14 protein-coding genes are annotated in these 15,055 nt (G+C 44.2%); 4 read left to right on the forward strand and 10 right to left on the reverse strand.

Going from position 1 to position 15,055, the window contains the following annotated elements; translation table 11 throughout:
• Positions 1–14 precede the first annotated feature (14 nt).
• From BN1234_RS08310 to BN1234_RS08330, 5 genes are all read right to left on the reverse strand, one after another.
• A complete protein-coding gene (locus BN1234_RS08310; RefSeq protein WP_054956198.1) occupies positions 15–899 on the reverse strand; it encodes a carbohydrate ABC transporter permease in 885 nt (294 codons plus the stop codon).
• Between the two features lie 13 nt (positions 900–912).
• Positions 913–1,794, reverse strand: a complete 882-nt coding sequence (locus tag BN1234_RS08315) for a carbohydrate ABC transporter permease (RefSeq protein ID WP_054956199.1) — start codon at positions 1,792–1,794, stop codon at positions 913–915.
• Positions 1,795–1,890: 96 nt separating this feature from the next.
• Positions 1,891–3,207 (reverse strand): extracellular solute-binding protein, encoded by a 1,317-nt coding sequence (locus BN1234_RS08320; RefSeq protein ID WP_054956200.1) that lies wholly within the window; start codon positions 3,205–3,207, stop codon positions 1,891–1,893.
• A gap of 114 nt (positions 3,208–3,321) precedes the next feature.
• Complete coding sequence (locus BN1234_RS08325; RefSeq protein WP_054956201.1) at positions 3,322–4,110, reverse strand: response regulator transcription factor; 789 nt, start codon at positions 4,108–4,110, stop codon at positions 3,322–3,324.
• 3 nt (positions 4,111–4,113) lie between these two features.
• A complete protein-coding gene (locus BN1234_RS08330) occupies positions 4,114–5,862 on the reverse strand; it encodes a sensor histidine kinase (RefSeq protein ID WP_054956202.1) in 1,749 nt (582 codons plus the stop codon).
• Positions 5,863–6,241: 379 nt separating this feature from the next.
• Between BN1234_RS08330 and BN1234_RS08335 the strand changes: the two genes are divergently transcribed.
• The gene (locus BN1234_RS08335) at positions 6,242–6,754 is read left to right on the forward strand and encodes a DUF3231 family protein (RefSeq protein WP_054956203.1); all 513 of its coding nucleotides are present in this window, start codon (positions 6,242–6,244) and stop codon (positions 6,752–6,754) included.
• 123 nt (positions 6,755–6,877) lie between these two features.
• Here BN1234_RS08335 and BN1234_RS08340 read toward each other — a convergent pair whose 3' ends face one another.
• Positions 6,878–7,102 carry a helix-turn-helix domain-containing protein gene (locus tag BN1234_RS08340; protein WP_046678368.1) on the reverse strand — a complete coding sequence of 75 codons (225 nt, stop codon included), beginning with the start codon at positions 7,100–7,102 and terminating at the stop codon, positions 6,878–6,880.
• 272 nt (positions 7,103–7,374) lie between these two features.
• Between BN1234_RS08340 and BN1234_RS08345 the strand changes: the two genes are divergently transcribed.
• Genes BN1234_RS08345 through nagA form a run of 3 tightly spaced genes read left to right on the forward strand, consistent with a single transcriptional unit; the run spans position 7,375 to position 10,177 of the window.
• Positions 7,375–8,250, forward strand: a complete 876-nt coding sequence (locus tag BN1234_RS08345) for a MurR/RpiR family transcriptional regulator (protein WP_054956204.1) — start codon at positions 7,375–7,377, stop codon at positions 8,248–8,250.
• A 5-nt stretch (positions 8,251–8,255) separates the two neighbouring features.
• Positions 8,256–8,984, forward strand: a complete 729-nt coding sequence (nagB, locus tag BN1234_RS08350) for a glucosamine-6-phosphate deaminase (RefSeq protein WP_054956205.1) — start codon at positions 8,256–8,258, stop codon at positions 8,982–8,984.
• Positions 8,981–10,177, forward strand: a complete 1,197-nt coding sequence (gene nagA / locus BN1234_RS08355) for an N-acetylglucosamine-6-phosphate deacetylase (protein WP_054956206.1) — start codon at positions 8,981–8,983, stop codon at positions 10,175–10,177. The genes nagB and nagA overlap by 4 nt, the downstream gene beginning before the upstream one ends.
• Positions 10,178–10,405: 228 nt before the next feature.
• Here nagA and BN1234_RS08360 read toward each other — a convergent pair whose 3' ends face one another.
• From BN1234_RS08360 to BN1234_RS08375, 4 genes are all read right to left on the reverse strand, one after another.
• Positions 10,406–11,434: a hypothetical protein gene (locus tag BN1234_RS08360; RefSeq protein ID WP_054956207.1), complete on the reverse strand. Its 1,029-nt coding sequence runs from the start codon at positions 11,432–11,434 to the stop codon at positions 10,406–10,408.
• A 111-nt stretch (positions 11,435–11,545) separates the two neighbouring features.
• On the reverse strand, positions 11,546–12,529 hold the full coding sequence (gene rfbB, locus BN1234_RS08365; RefSeq protein ID WP_054956208.1) for a dTDP-glucose 4,6-dehydratase: 984 nt from the start codon (positions 12,527–12,529) through the stop codon (positions 11,546–11,548).
• Positions 12,530–12,715: 186 nt separating this feature from the next.
• Entirely contained in the window at positions 12,716–13,891 is a 1,176-nt protein-coding gene (locus BN1234_RS08370; RefSeq protein WP_054956209.1) for an ATP-grasp domain-containing protein, read from the reverse strand.
• Complete coding sequence (locus tag BN1234_RS08375) at positions 13,888–15,021, reverse strand: DegT/DnrJ/EryC1/StrS family aminotransferase (RefSeq protein ID WP_054956210.1); 1,134 nt, start codon at positions 15,019–15,021, stop codon at positions 13,888–13,890. The genes BN1234_RS08370 and BN1234_RS08375 overlap by 4 nt, the downstream gene beginning before the upstream one ends.
• Positions 15,022–15,055 lie beyond the last annotated feature (34 nt).

The following is a 15,055-nucleotide window of genomic DNA, read 5'->3' on the forward strand; positions in this document are numbered from 1 at the left end:
ATAAATTGAGCGATTTAGCCTTTTACCGAACCGGCAGCAATTCCTTCAACAATCCGGTCACTAAGGAACAGGAACATGATCAGGATTGGCAAAATACTAATCATCAGTGTGGCGCCAATCGCACCCCAATCCGTAGTATATTGTCCGATAAAATTCTGAACCCCTACCGTAAGTGTCTTGTATACATCCGAGCTGATAAACGTGTTTACAAAAATAAATTCATTCCAGTTATAAATCATATTGATGATGGCGGTTGTAGCCAATACCGAGCTTGTCATCGGGAATACAATCTGGAAAAACACCCGTTGAACAGAGCAGCCATCGATTACAGCAGCCTCTTCAACTTCCTTCGGCAAAGCGTAGTAAAAGCCAAGCAGAATCATAATGGTAATCGGCATGTTAAACGCTACATATGACAATACAAGTGACAAAGGATGATCTGTTAAGCCAACATTGTTAAAGATACTGAACAAAGGAATCAGCGTAGAATGGACCGGAATCATCATAGCCACCATGAACAGACCAAGTACAAAGGAGCTTCCCTTCCACTTCATTCTTGTAATGGCAAAGGTAACGAGGCTGGCCAGAATAACAGTCAAAAGCGTTGACACAACCGTAATCCACACACTATTAAAAAAGTACACATTGATATTCCCTGCACTCCACACCTTCTCATAGTTCTCCCATCGTGGAGATGTCGGAAGCGATAACGGAGGAAGGTTGAATACTTCCTGATTATTCTTAAGCGAAAACAACATCAGCCATACAAGCGGGAACAGCTGAAATGCCGCAACGGCAATAAGTACAACATACAGAAGCACGTAGCCGATCTTTCGGGCTATACCCGACCCGCTGTGTGTTCTTGTATCTTGAATCTGTCCTGCAGTCCCTGACACCATGAGGCATTCCTCCTTATGAGTATTGGATCGAATCTTTTGATGCGGTTAATTTGCGAATGAGCCATGTAACGACAAGAGAGATGACAAGCAGGAAGAATCCGATTGCACTGCCATAACCGAAATCATACGCCCTGAAAGCCTCATGATACATGTATGAAGCCATTACCTCACTCGCACCATTTGGTCCCCCATCTGTCATAATGTAGATCAAATCGAAATACTTCAAGGAGCCGACCACAGCAAGTACGATCGTAACCTTGATTACCTCCATGGCAAGAGGAAGCTTGATTTTCCAAGCAATCTGCACAGAATTTGCGCCATCGATCTTTGCCGCCTCTTCCAGAGAAGTCGGGATATTCTTAAGCGCAGCATAGTAAATCAAAATATAGAAGCCTGCATATTGCCACAGGATCGGTATAAATAAAGCAAACAATACCAGCGAAGGCTCAGCCAGCCATGCCGGCGGATTCGTAACTCCGAAGGACTCCAGCATACTGTTTATAATCCCGTTCGTCGGATGATAAATTCGAAGCCAGAGTTGGGCAATCGCAACCGAAGACAGCAGCATCGGAATCAGGTATATTTTACGGAACAGATTGGCTCCCTTGATCTTGGTAGCCAGCACCATCGCCACGATCAAATAGACCACAAGACTTAAAGCCGAGAAAATCGCCAATAAAAGTGAGTGCCAGGCACTGCTCCAGAATGTCCCATCCTTCAGCAAAGCCTGATAGTTTTCAAGCCCGATAAATGTCATTGGACCGATTCCGTTCCATTTGTTTAATCCATAATAAGCGGTAAGAATAATCGGAATATATACGATGCCAAGGATCAGAAGCAGAGCAGGGAGCACAAACAACGCAATTACTTTTTTGTTAGACATCACTTTATCCAAAGTGTCCGACTCCTTTCATATATGTATAGAGGAACAATTTATCCGGCAGTACTGCCGGATAAATTGAGTTCCTATCCATGTCGCTGTCGAAGCCTATTATTTATCTTTGGAAATCGCTGTATCGTGCTCTTCTGAGAATTTATCCGGTGTTACTGCTTTTCCGAAAAGCGCCTGAATCATATTAAGATGTGTTTCCGCAGCATTTGCCGGCATTTGAACATCTGCGAACAAGGTGATGTTGCTCGCCTGGTTCATTTCGTTGAACAGATCAATGTATAGCTGAGGAAGTTCAACTGCAGCAGTATCCACCTTCGTTGCCGGTATGACACCTGCTCCCGTTACCGACTGTTCACCCCATTTGGTTACGAAATATTCAACAAACGCTTTCGCTTCTTCTTTAACTTTGGAATTTTCCGAGATAAACAAGCCTACGCCAGGGCCGCCTACCCAGCTGTTGATATCTCCCTTGCCGCCTTCAACCGTTGGGAATTTAAAGAATCCGACATTGTCGCGGAACTCTTGAGGAATTTCTTCATTTGTCGTAAAGTTTGGCAGTTCCCATGTTCCCATCATGTACATTGCAGCTTTCTCATTCAAAAATTCGGATTTTGCTTCCTCGTTGGACAATCCGTTAAAGCCTTTGATGAAGGCATTACCATCTACGAGCGATTGGACTTCAGAAGCTGCTTTGACCAGAGATTCATCCTTAAAGGACCCGGATCCGCTGATTGCGTTAGAAAGCACTTCCGAACCAGCAATACGGTCTGCCAGGTACATATACCACAGTGAGCCGGTCCACCGATCCTTGTTGCCCAGTGCGATTGGCGCAACACCATTCTCAGACAATGTTTTCACAACATTCTTAAATTGCTCATATGTTTCTGGCACTTCAAGATTATATTTCTCGAAAATCGCTTTATTGTAATAAACCGGAGCGATGTTAAACTCAATTGGAAGTGCATAAGTCTTATCGTTGACCGCGTAAGCCTCTGTTGTACCGGCTACAAATTTCCCTTTCAGGTCACCCTCTAGCAGATCATCTACTGGAGCGAACAAATTCCCATCAACATAAGGCTTCAAGAAGCCTGCGGCCCATGTTACACCAACATCAGGAAGCTCATTGGAAGCAGAGAGAACCTTCAGCTTGTTCTTGTACTGCTCATTATCAAGCACTTCTTGTTTAATCGTTACATTCGGATTTTCTTTTTGATACTCTTCAATAATCTGGTTGACTATTTTATTCTGACCGGCTGAAACACCTGCTGGCCATAGATGCATAAAGTTTACGGTAACTTTTCCGCCATCACTGCTGCCTTGAGAATCGCCGGTTCCTTCGCCTTTTTGACCACACCCAGCAGTGACCAGAGCAAGACATAATGTTAAAAACACAATCGTCCATTTCTTGTTGAACATGTTTACAACCCCTTTTCTAGGATGTATTCGCGTAATGTAACCGCTTTATTTAAATTGTAGCAGTGCAGGGATTATACCGTAAGGCCATGCTGATTGGGACTAATACCACTTTTATTAGATTTTCTCCTGAGCATCTGAAGCAACATGATGTCTGTACTGCCCTGGACTCATATTCTCATGGTCTCGAAATACCTTTACAAAATACTTAGGTGTTGAATACCCGACCTGTTCTGCGATTTCAGTAATGGAATACGCTGTGTTTGCAAGCAGTTCCTTGGCACGCTGCACTCTTCGCCGGGTTACATATTCACTGAATGTAAGTCCTACCTGTTCCTTAAACAGCACACTGAAGTAGCTTGAATTCAAGTGCAGATGGTCAGCGATATCTCTCAGGGATATCGTCTCATTCAGATGATCATCCAAATATCGAAGCGCTTCTTTAACCTGTACATTACACACCTTCTCCTGCTGGACCGCTTCAAGCAGCTTCGGATCCACAAGCTTCTCCATCTGCTCAATTCGTCCCAGCTTATCCCCGCGCTTCAGGGCCAGCTCAACAGCCTCAATCATCTTTCGTTTATCGAGCGGCTTCAATAAATAGTCAACTGCCCCGTATCGAAGCCCTTGACGTGCATAATCAAATTCAGAATGGCCAGACATGATAATAACGACCGGCTGATGACTCAAGCTATTTAATCTTTCAAGCAGTTCCAAACCTCCGATTTCGGGCATTCGAATGTCAGTCAACAGAATATCCGCATGATGATGCTGCAGCCAGTCAAGAGCTGTCACTCCACTTGATGCAGTCTCGATGTGATATTGACCGGAAGACCATGCCTCAAGTGTTTTTCGAACTCCCTCTCTTGTTCTAGGTTCATCATCAACAACTAATATTGTCTTCATCTGTCATAACCTCCTGTACTCATTCGGTATTTCAAAAGAGACCGTTGTACCTTCTCCCTCTGCGCTCGTAATGCAAAGACCTTGTTCCATCGTGTAATACAGTTTGATTCTCCGATCCACGTTTGCAATCCCCACACCGCTTCCTTTGGCTGAAGCTGCATGCCCTTCTCTCATTGCTGAGTACAGAGAGTCTATTTTGTCTGCGCTCATGCCGGGACCGTTGTCCGTGACTGAGATTCGGGTATATCCAGGCCGTTCTGCCGGTTCTACACGCAAAACTACCGTTCCTGTTTCTATCCTCTGTTCCACACCGTGCAGGATAGCATTCTCTACGATAGGCTGAATCAAGAGCTTCGGTATCGGAATGCTTCGACTCTTCTCATCTGATTCAATTTGCCAGGAGAGCCTGTCTAGCATCCGCATCTTCATAATGGTCAAATATCTTTCCGCATGGTCGAGCTCATCACCGATGCTCACCCACTCATCTTCATCTTTTCGATTGATGACATAACGGAATAACCCGGACATCGCCACAACGATTTGTGCGAGTTCCTCCTCCCCCTTATCATCCAGCGCCCAATAGAATGCCTCGAGCGTATTGAACAGAAAGTGTGGATTGATCTGAGCCTGCAGTGCCTTCAGCTCGGTTCTGCTCTGAATGATCTCTTTCTGATAGACGACCTCTATTAATTCGTTCATAGTATCTACCATCTGATTATATGTATTGTTCAGTTCGTTAATCTCCATCGTCTTTGAAGTCATCTTATTTCGCTTCAGCGTTCCGAATCTTGCGCCGCGCATCGCCTTGATCATATTCAGTATTGGTCTTGTGATCATGGTCGTCAAAATGAAACTGAAAACCAGAAATAATAAAACACCGACCAAACCGGATATAAATATCGCGGTTCGAAGAATAGAAATGCTTTCAGCCGTATAGTTCATCGGGGTCAAAATAACCAGCCTCCAGCCGTTCACTTCTGACTGTCTCTGGATAGGAATGTAGGATTCCCCCTCAACTTTAATACTTTGCCCCCTGTTATCCAGGAGTGTTCGCGAGTCCACTAACCCTGCAAAAGCAGATGAGATTTCTCTTCCACTTTCATCAAACAGCCCTATACGTTCGCGCACTTCACCCGAATTTCCGACAGACGAATCAGCAAGCTCAAAGTATTCCCTGTCCATTCGAATAAGCAGATATCCCCCATGTGCAAAGGAGTGATTGATCAGACGAATTCTACGAACAGCAACCACAACATCGGGATTTTTGGGATCAAGCCCAAACCAAATAAGACGCCCCATCCCTTCGTCTGCACGGGCAATCCATTTATCAGATACACGACTTCTTAGACTACCATCGTCGAGCGGAAGCAGCCTCTGATAATCCGTTGTATACAATTCAAACGAGCGAATGCCTGTTGCAAATGCATCATATTTATGAACCTCCTGCTGGAGTCCCTGCCGCTCTTCAAAGCTGACCTGTTTCTCCCGCGTCTCTTGTGCCAAAAAACTCTGGACTTTCGCATTCGTTGCAATCTGAGCCGAAAGCGTATTCACTTGTTGCAGCAATGCGTCCAACTTACCTGTTGCCTGCACTACGGTCTGCTGAATATGCTTCTCGGCACTATTACGCAGTAATACGGATACCTGATCGTATACTAAAGTTCCCACCAAGGCGAGAACAATGATCATAACCAGCATAAACCCGATAAAAATTTGATTTCGGAGCGTGTTCAATCTGCCTAGCCAGTTCAATCCCAACACTCCCCCTTCTTTATACTGCTGTGTAATTAAACTATACACAATAAAGTGAATGATGAGGATGTCAGCTTCGTGAAAGCAGGAAAGTAAATAAAGGTATACTTTTCTGTTTTTTCCACCCTAGATAAGAATGAATATTTAACTGTTAAAATCAATGAATTGCAACCCAAAGACAACTCATGTTAACAAAAACGATGTAACCTCTAAATGATCTGGCTGTGGTGTAACGGGTATGGATATTCACTCGGCGGTAAGAAGGCTATTGATTTTTACGGATAGTTACCCGGGTGATGGGAATCATAATTTATGATACCTGAACCGCCTTGAACCTAACATCATCAAGAAAATTCATAACGCAAAAGGAGACCAGATCATGGGAATTTTAAGTGGCAATCCAAAAGACGAACCAATGCATTATGGAGAAATTTATAGTGTATGGCAAGCATCTACATTAGCTAAAGGTACAGTATCGTGTTACCAGGCTTACCTTTACCATGCTGGCGACAAAGATCTTAAGAAAATTCTTGAAGACCTTATTGACCAGGCTAAGAAAGAAATTGCAGAATGTGATGAACTGCTCATAAGCAACGGTATTACACCGGCACCAGTATTACCCGAAAGACCGCCAGCTGAGCTTGCAGATATCCCGGTGGGTGCCCGGTTTACAGATCCGGAAATCGCTGCAAAAATAGCGGCAGAGACCTCTTTAAGCCTGGTAGCATGCAGTCAGGTGATGGGACAATCTCTTCGGGAAGATGTTGGTGCTTTATTCGCCAAATACCATCTCGAGATGGCAGCCTTGGGAATGCGTATTCTTAAATTGTTAAAAGAGAAAGGCTGGATTATTCCTCCACCGCTGCAAGTGAAAAGACCTGAAGAAGAGTAGCTTCACCGATTTGATCCTGCTCATTTTGAGCGGGATTTTTTAGTGCATAAAAAAACCTTCCCCCTCCGCACCTGCGGGGAAAGAAGGCTTTCGTCGTGCAGTTTTCATCTGCAAAAAGAGAAGTCAGATCTTTAGCTCTCCCAGCTTAATCAATTCTACAACAGCTTGAGAACGGCCCTTGACGTTCAACTTTTGCATGACATTGGAGATGTGATTCCGTACTGTTTTTTCGCTAATAAACAACTGCCCGGCGATATCGCGAGTGGTTTTATCCTGAACAAGCAGTTCAAACACTTCGCGTTCACGGTGGGTTAGCAAAAACTTGCTGTTATGATCATTCCCCTTCAATGTGTCACCCCTCCTTGCCCGGGTATGTGTGGTCTAACAAGGTATAGGGATACAGTCAAATCATAGTATGTCAATGAAGGAATGAAGGTGCGGAGCATATAGAAATTGGGCAAAAATCGGACTAATCGTTTTTATCCTTGATTCCTGCACTCTCATCAACTATGATGAAAATATAAAAATAATTTTCTTCTTAAGTGGAATAATAACAAAATTATTTTCACTACAGATTATTCCAGATAAGTTGAAGGATTCAACTGCAAAGGAGGTTAGTAATGGCACCTATTCTGCATATTATCGCCGTAGAAAAGGAACGTCTGCCTCGCCAGGAGCGGCGGCTTGCAGAGTTTATTCTGGAGTGCCCATCAGAAATCGTTCATATGGGTATTAAAGAATTAGCAGAACAATGCGATTTGAGTGCCGCAACCGTTACCCGATTTTGCAAACATTTTGATTGTAAAGGATACCCTGATTTTAAGGTCAAACTGGCAACTGAGATGGCACAAGCTGAAATGGCCTCCCGCTCCGGTAACACGAAATACCAGGATATCGTAGCCGGAAATCCGCTGACAGACATCGTGCAGGCGATTGAAGCCAATCATTTGATTTCCATCCAGGATACAACTTCTCTGCTGGATTTGGGACAGCTGGAACGGGCAGTGGATGTTTTATGCCGGGCTAAAAGGATCGATCTTTACGGTATCGCTACCTCATCGATTGTTGCTCAGGATTTTTATCAGAAGCTGATTCGGATCGGCAAAAACTGTACTGCATTTAGCGATTCCCATATGCAAATCACCTCTGCTTCAACGCTCACGTCAAATGACGCTGCTATCGCTATATCCTACTCAGGGGAAACGCCTGAGACGATTGACGCAATGTCTTGTGCCAAGAATGCAGGAGCTTTTACAATCAGCATCACCTCATATCGAAACAGCCAGTTGGCATCCTTATCCAATATTGCGCTGTATTCTTCTTCACTTGAAGAAGGAATGAGGCGAGGAGATATGGCTTCACGCATAGCCCAGCTTCATATCATTGATATCTTATTTATGGGAATGGCCAGCCGGGACTTCTCCACCTATGTTCCCCGTCTGGAGCAGTCATATCTGAATGTACAAAATTATCGCAAAAGCCGAGGAGGTCAATAGTTACAATGAACATCCATATTTTTAAAAACGAAGAAGATTTCATTCAGACCGCTGCCAGTCAGGTTACCAGCTTATTGAATGCTAATCCGTATGCTAAGCTTGGTCTGGCAACAGGCAGCACACCTGTTGGGCTTTATAAAAGGCTGATCGAAATGCACCGTCAAGGTCTTGTCAGCTTCGCTCAGGCAACCACATACAATCTGGATGAGTACGTTGGGCTTCCTGAGAATCATGCAGAAAGCTATCGAACATTCATGAACGAGAAATTGTTCAATCATATTGATATCAATATCGATCATACTCATATTCCGAACGGGAATGCAGCAGACCCTGAAGAAGAATGCCGTGCCTATGATAAAATGCTGGAAGAGAATGGTCCTGTAGACCTTCAGCTGCTTGGCATTGGCCACAACGGACACATTGCCTTTAATGAACCTGGAGACAGCCTCACCAGCGGCACACATATTACGACGCTGCAGGCAAAGACTCGTGAAGCTAACGCACGGTTCTTCCCTTCTATTGATGATGTTCCGACACATGCGATTACCATGGGTGTAGGCTCCATCATGAAAGCCCGTCAGATTATGCTGCTGATCCGCGGCGAAGATAAGGCTGAAATTGCTAAACGTGCATTGACCGGTCCGATTTCTACAGATTGTCCAGCGTCCTTACTGCAATGTCACCCGAATGTTATTGTACTTCTAGATCAAGGAGCAGGGAGATTATTCAAATGAGTAAATTAACAGACAACCAAGATAACCAATTGACTCTGCTGTATGGTAAAGTGTTGACTCCTGAAGGGCTTCAAGAGAACGGTGTTCTCGCTATGCGCGGCGAATATATCGTCTATGCCGGCGATGCTGCGGCTCTTCCATCAGATCTGAACCTTTCAGATGCACAAACGATCCGCGAGAACGATGGTTACATTATTCCTGGCTTTATCGATATCCATGTTCACGGTGGTAATGGTGAAGACTTCATGGATTCGAACAAGGAAGTGCTGGATACCATCACTTCCTATCATTGCTCTCAAGGTACGACATCCATGCTCGCTACAACAATGACTGCACCGAAAGCAGCGATCGATTCCGTTCTTAAAGAAGTGAACGAATATAAGCAGCACGAAATGCCGTTTACCCGACTTGAAGGCGTGCATTTGGAGGGTCCGTTTATCAGTCCTAAATGGCCTGGCGCCCAAAATCCGGAGCATATCGTTCATGCAAATATTGACTGGCTGGAGGAATGGGAATCCTCCTATCCAGGACTGGTGAAGCAAGTTACAATGGCACCGGAGCGCGAGGGTGCTCTTGAAGCTATTACATGGCTCAAGAACCATGATATTGTAGCCGCTCTCGGCCATACGGACGCTACGTATGATGAAGTATTGAGAGCCATTGATGCAGGCCTCAGCCACGGTGTTCACACGTTTAATGCCATGACTGGACTTCACCACCGGAAGCCGGGAACTGTAGGCGCTATGCTTAGCGATGACCGTTTAAGTGCCGAGATTATTGCTGACGGTATTCACGTCCATCCAGCCGGAGTACGTATCCTGGCGCGAATGAAGCAGGACTATAATCTAATCCTCATTACAGATGCGATGTCTGCAACGGGAATGCCAGACGGAGAATACACGCTCGGTGACCTGCCCGTTGTTGTTGAGAATGGTATTGCAACGCTGAAGAGTAATCGTGACAGTCTTGCAGGTAGCACACTTACCATGATCAAGGGCTTCAAATTCCTCATTGAGGAAATCGGATTGGATATCGAAAGAGCATCGCAAATCGCGAGCCGCAACCCGGCTAAACGAATCGGCATCGATAACCGTACCGGATCGTTACAAGCTGGTTATCAGGCAGACGTACTCCTGCTTAACTCCAACCTGGATATTAATAGCGTATGGGTTCAGGGTAACCGCAAGGCATAATATACATTTAATAGCAAAAAAAATAAACGTAAAAAATCTTTCGTTTCCTATCGGGGACGGAACTGCACCATAACGTGAGACAAAACCATCTCGTAAAATATGGAGACAACCTTGAAGGTGTTTTTACGTTGGAACATACCAATAATCACCTTTATCTTGGTTTGCAGAAATAAGGCTCTTGCCATGCATAACCACATGCATTTGGCAAAAGCCTTATTTAATCATATACTATCGTCTGTTTCTGTTCATATTAAAAAGTCCGTCATTATAACCATTATCATTCACGCGGTTAGGGTGACCCGTTCCGTAAGTGTTCATCCCATCGTTCCCTAAAGGGAAAAGGCGGTTAATCCATGCACCCAGATCATGTCCAAGCGTACCGATCGTGTTACCGACGATATTACCATCCCGGTTTCCGGCACCTCCACCAATGTTGTTCCCGCTATATCCTCTTGCATGTTCATAAAAACCTGTATCGCTGGAGCAATACACTTCTTTTACATTAGGGAGTGTCTTTCGGATCTTAGTGCTTACCTCATCACGTACATGCTTTGGAACACTGTTTACAGTATTAACATTGTCATTTGCAGACTGATTGTTCATTGTTCCAAATCTTCCGTCTGTACGGTTTAAGGTACCCGTATTGTTCATTCCCATTAGACCAGTTCCTCTCATGGTGTTACCGCTAACTCCAAATCGGCCAGTACCTGCGCTTGTACCCAGGCCAGTATTGTTATCGAGTGTACCACGCGGATCACTCATCCCACGCAGAAGACCACCACCTGTTACGGAGTTGCCGTACATCCCATCATAACGGCCGTTCATACCTAGCGTTGTGCCGTCCGTCCCCATACTTCTCATATTGCTTGTCGTATTGGGATTTGTCACGTGGTTCTTGGTTTGACCATCGAGGGATAAGGATACATAAGCGTTATTTTTAGTTACAAAAACATGCGCATCACGTACGCCCTTCACTCTTGAGATTTTTTCAGACAATGTTTTACTGTACTTCACGTTTGTTAAATCATGCTGTGTTCCAACATTGTTATTGTTATTGTTACGCAGCATATTTCCATCCGTCCGGCCATAACTGTTGTTACGCAGCAAATTCCCATCCATACGGCCATTATTGTTCATGCCAACATTGTGCGTCCGGGTTGTATTCCCGTTAGTGTTATAGCCGCAACCCACCAATCCAGCTAAGCTTGCGATCATTGCTGCCGACAGAGTCAAGCTGAGGGCTTTTGATTTGATCATAATTCATCCTCCATCTCTATAATAGGTGATGTTCTGACACCTTATAGGATGACCGCGCGCAGCTTGAGGTATGCTGAAAGGTTTTGGCACTCAGCCGTTTCTTTAGGCTAGTCACCCGGCAGAATGATCGCATTCGCCTGTGAGCACTTGTTCCAACCAATCCAAATGATCCTGATACCATTGTATGGTGCAGCGGATTCCGTCTTCGTAGCTATACTTTGGAACCCAACCGAGCTGTGTACGAATTTTGCTCGAATCGATAGCATAACGGCGGTCATGCCCTAGACGATCCGCAACATGTGTTATTAAGGATTCTGGCTTATTAAGCAATTCCAAAATTGTACGGATAACCTGCAAATTATTTCTTTCATTATTACCGCCAATATTATATACCTCTCCGTTCTTGCCATTGCGTAAGACTATATCGATTGCCCTGCAATGGTCTTCCACGTACAGCCAATCTCGAACATTCATTCCGTCTCCGTATAAAGGAAGAGGGCGGCCGTTCATGGCATTGTAAATCATAAGCGGAATTAATTTCTCTGGGAATTGATAAGGACCGTAATTATTTGAGCAGCGTGTAATATTAACCGGCAATCCATATGTTTCATAATAAGCGCGGACGAGTAAATCTGCACCAGCCTTACTTGCGGAATATGGACTATTCGGCTGGAGCGGGGTATCTTCAGTGAATAATCCGGTACTCCCCAGCGATCCATATACTTCATCCGTAGATACTTGAATAAATTTATGAATTCCATATTTTTTGGATAAATCCAAAATTGTCTGCGTCCCCAGCACATTCGTTTTTACAAATAATTCAGGTTGAACAATACTCCGGTCCACATGGGATTCGGCAGCAAAATTGATGACGGCATCCAGCCCCTCCTTGAAAAGAGGCTCTAGCGATGCCTTATCCGCAATATCTGCTTTTATAAAACGCAGCCCTTCACTTATATCCGCAAGATTGTTCAAATTCCCCGCATACGTTAATAAATCTACATTTATGATTTCATCGTACGGGTATTGTTTGAGAAAATAACGAATAAAGTTACTGCCTATAAATCCCGCTCCTCCGGTTACCATGATTTTCAATACGCTCACCTCATGTAATCGAAATTGATTTCCGCTTCAGATAAAGGCGGATGTTTGGCTTCTTAATCCGATAGGGAATAATTATCCTGAATAAAAGCGGCCTCTATGCCGGATAATTTGAGTATTCATCCTCCGATACAGAAGAAATCCCGATCACATTAACGGATCGAGACTTCCACAGTTTCATTATTTTATTTGAATGTGTATATTGTTTTTTACTTCCTCTAACCGTTTCATAGCCTCGTTAATATTAGTGCCTTTGACGATAATTTGTCCGATCCGGTCCGTGCCGACCCGAAATTTATTGATTTTATCTCCGATATTATAATCAAACGAAATTTGTATAATATCTTCATGAGGGGCATTTCCATTCACAATTCCAGTAATTTCTCCCTCCGAACCGGATATCAAAAGCTCACAGGCACAGGGCTGCAGTGTCTGGGCAGGAAACTTAGGATTCATATGAAGAGCAGCCCTAATAATCTGTTCATAAAAATCAAAACCATAGAAAATCGATATGAGTTCCGGCAAACATGTAGCCCCAGCCCTCGCTCCGATCTCAAGCACATACACCTTTTCATCTTTAAGGATAAAATCTGCATTGATCGCACAATTATTGAGCTTCAGCGCATGAACACTCTGTTTTAACTGAAAAACAAGATCCTGCTGCACATGCTCCGGCAATTCGTAAGGTACAGAATGACCAATAGGCACGCCTGTATCTCCATAAAACACTAAATCACCATGCGGCATCACAAACTGAATTTTGTCATCATACACAAAACTCTGGGCACCAAACTCCGTTCCTTCTATAAATTCTTCTATGATAAAAAAATCAAGTTTTGTATCTTTTCTCACTATTTCGTACGCATATTCCACTTTAGACGGATCGGTAACCTTCACAATTCCCTTACTTCCTCCGCCGTCTACCGCTTTGAACATGAGAGGCGGCGTCAGGGATTTAAAAGCATTCATCGCCTCTTCTTTATTGGTGACTTTAACAAATTTGGCTGTTCTTACACCAAAATCCATGAAAGCCTGCTTCATTTTCCATTTATTTGATGACAGCTGGGCGGACTCATAACTGAGCCCGCTGACTCCCAACTCTTCAACTACCTTTCCAATAGACCTTACTGCCACATCCGTACCGGTTGTACATATCCCGTCAATATCTTCCAATCGGGCAATCTCAACTACTTTATCCATGTCTGTTGTGTCTTCATAATAAACTTTATCCGCCAAAGTGAAGCCAGGATAGTTTCCTTTGCGGCTCAAGACAATGACGTAAAACCCCATATCTTTAGCCGTTTTGATTAACGGAGATTGGGAGATGCCCGCACCTAATATCATTATTTTTTTCATGGTTTAAACTCCCTGATACGGTTTATGATCCGTTCTTGATCTTCTTCTGTTATATTCGGATGGATAGGAAGGGTGAGAATCGTTTTCCAGATTTCAGAGGAGAGAGGAACAACCGCTTTTAAGTGAAGGTAGCATGGATGAAGATGACAAGGATAATAATGAACTCCTGTAGCAATATTGTGTTCTTGTAAATGAACAATCATACGATCCCTAAAGCTTTCTTCCTTGAATTTAATTTGAAACAAATGCCATGAGCTTCGGGATTCCGGTTGTTCCTCCGGAAGCTCAATCCATTCCAAATCTTTGAGTTCTCTAAGATAACACTGCGCGATTTCCCGTCGTCTTCCATTCAGGGCATCCAGCTTGCGGAGCTGAACCAGCCCTATGGCCGCCTGCATGTCGCTCATATGGTATTTGTATCCTACACCCTCTACAAAATATTGCCATGCGTAAACTCTTTCATTGGATGACCGTATCCACGTATCACGTGAAATTCCAACCCATCGCTTCTCACGGAGTTTACGGTTCATCCACTCTGTATTGCAGGTGATCGCTCCCCCTTCCCCGCTGGTCAAATTCTTGACAGCATGAAAGCTGAAGCAAGTAAGATCACTGACGGAACCGATTTTGCTTCCTTTGTATTCTGCCCCGCAGGCGTGCGCCGCATCTTCTATAACTTTAATCCCCCTTGATTTTGCCAGTTCATGAATAGCGTCCATATCGCAAGGATGTCCTCCCATATGAACGGCAATAATGGCTTTGGTCTTATCCGTAATTTTACGCTCGATATCCGCCGGAGAAATATTCATTGTATGTTTATCAATATCCGCAAATACCGGAGTTGCACCAACATAACTGACAGCATGAACCGTGGATATAAAAGTAATGGACGGTACGATAACCTCGTCTCCCGGTCCAATTCCTAGTATTTCCACAGCCAAATGGAGCGCCGCCGTGCCTGAATTGAGAGCTACCGCGAAACGGCTGCCAACAAAACGGGCAAACTCTTGTTCAAACTGCTCGGTTTTGGGACCGAGACCAAGCCATCCGGAACGCAGTACTTCTGATACCGCATCAATTTCTTCTTGACCGATGCATGGTTGAAGAACGGGGATCAGTTTATGTTCCAAAAGAACCTCTCCTTTCGTTAATTGAAAAACCTAA

Origin of the sequence: Paenibacillus dakarensis, assembly GCF_001373415.1 — a bacterium.
In the GTDB taxonomy this organism is placed as follows: Bacteria; Bacillota; Bacilli; order Paenibacillales; family Paenibacillaceae; genus Paenibacillus_AQ; species Paenibacillus_AQ dakarensis.

Excerpts from the sequence above, each read along its gene's own strand:
- BN1234_RS08310 (WP_054956198.1), bottom strand. The coding sequence starts at position 899 with ATGGTGTCAGGGACTGCAGGACAGATTCAAGATACAAGAACACACAGC.
- BN1234_RS08320 (WP_054956200.1), bottom strand. The coding sequence starts at position 3,207 with ATGTTCAACAAGAAATGGACGATTGTGTTTTTAACATTATGTCTTGCT.
- BN1234_RS08325 (WP_054956201.1), bottom strand. The coding sequence starts at position 4,110 with ATGAAGACAATATTAGTTGTTGATGATGAACCTAGAACAAGAGAGGGA.
- BN1234_RS08335 (WP_054956203.1), top strand. The coding sequence starts at position 6,242 with ATGGGAATTTTAAGTGGCAATCCAAAAGACGAACCAATGCATTATGGA.
- BN1234_RS08345 (WP_054956204.1), top strand. The coding sequence starts at position 7,375 with ATGGCACCTATTCTGCATATTATCGCCGTAGAAAAGGAACGTCTGCCT.
- nagB (WP_054956205.1), top strand. The coding sequence starts at position 8,256 with ATGAACATCCATATTTTTAAAAACGAAGAAGATTTCATTCAGACCGCT.
- nagA (WP_054956206.1), top strand. The coding sequence starts at position 8,981 with ATGAGTAAATTAACAGACAACCAAGATAACCAATTGACTCTGCTGTAT.
- BN1234_RS08360 (WP_054956207.1), bottom strand. The coding sequence starts at position 11,434 with ATGATCAAATCAAAAGCCCTCAGCTTGACTCTGTCGGCAGCAATGATC.
- BN1234_RS08370 (WP_054956209.1), bottom strand. The coding sequence starts at position 13,891 with ATGAAAAAAATAATGATATTAGGTGCGGGCATCTCCCAATCTCCGTTA.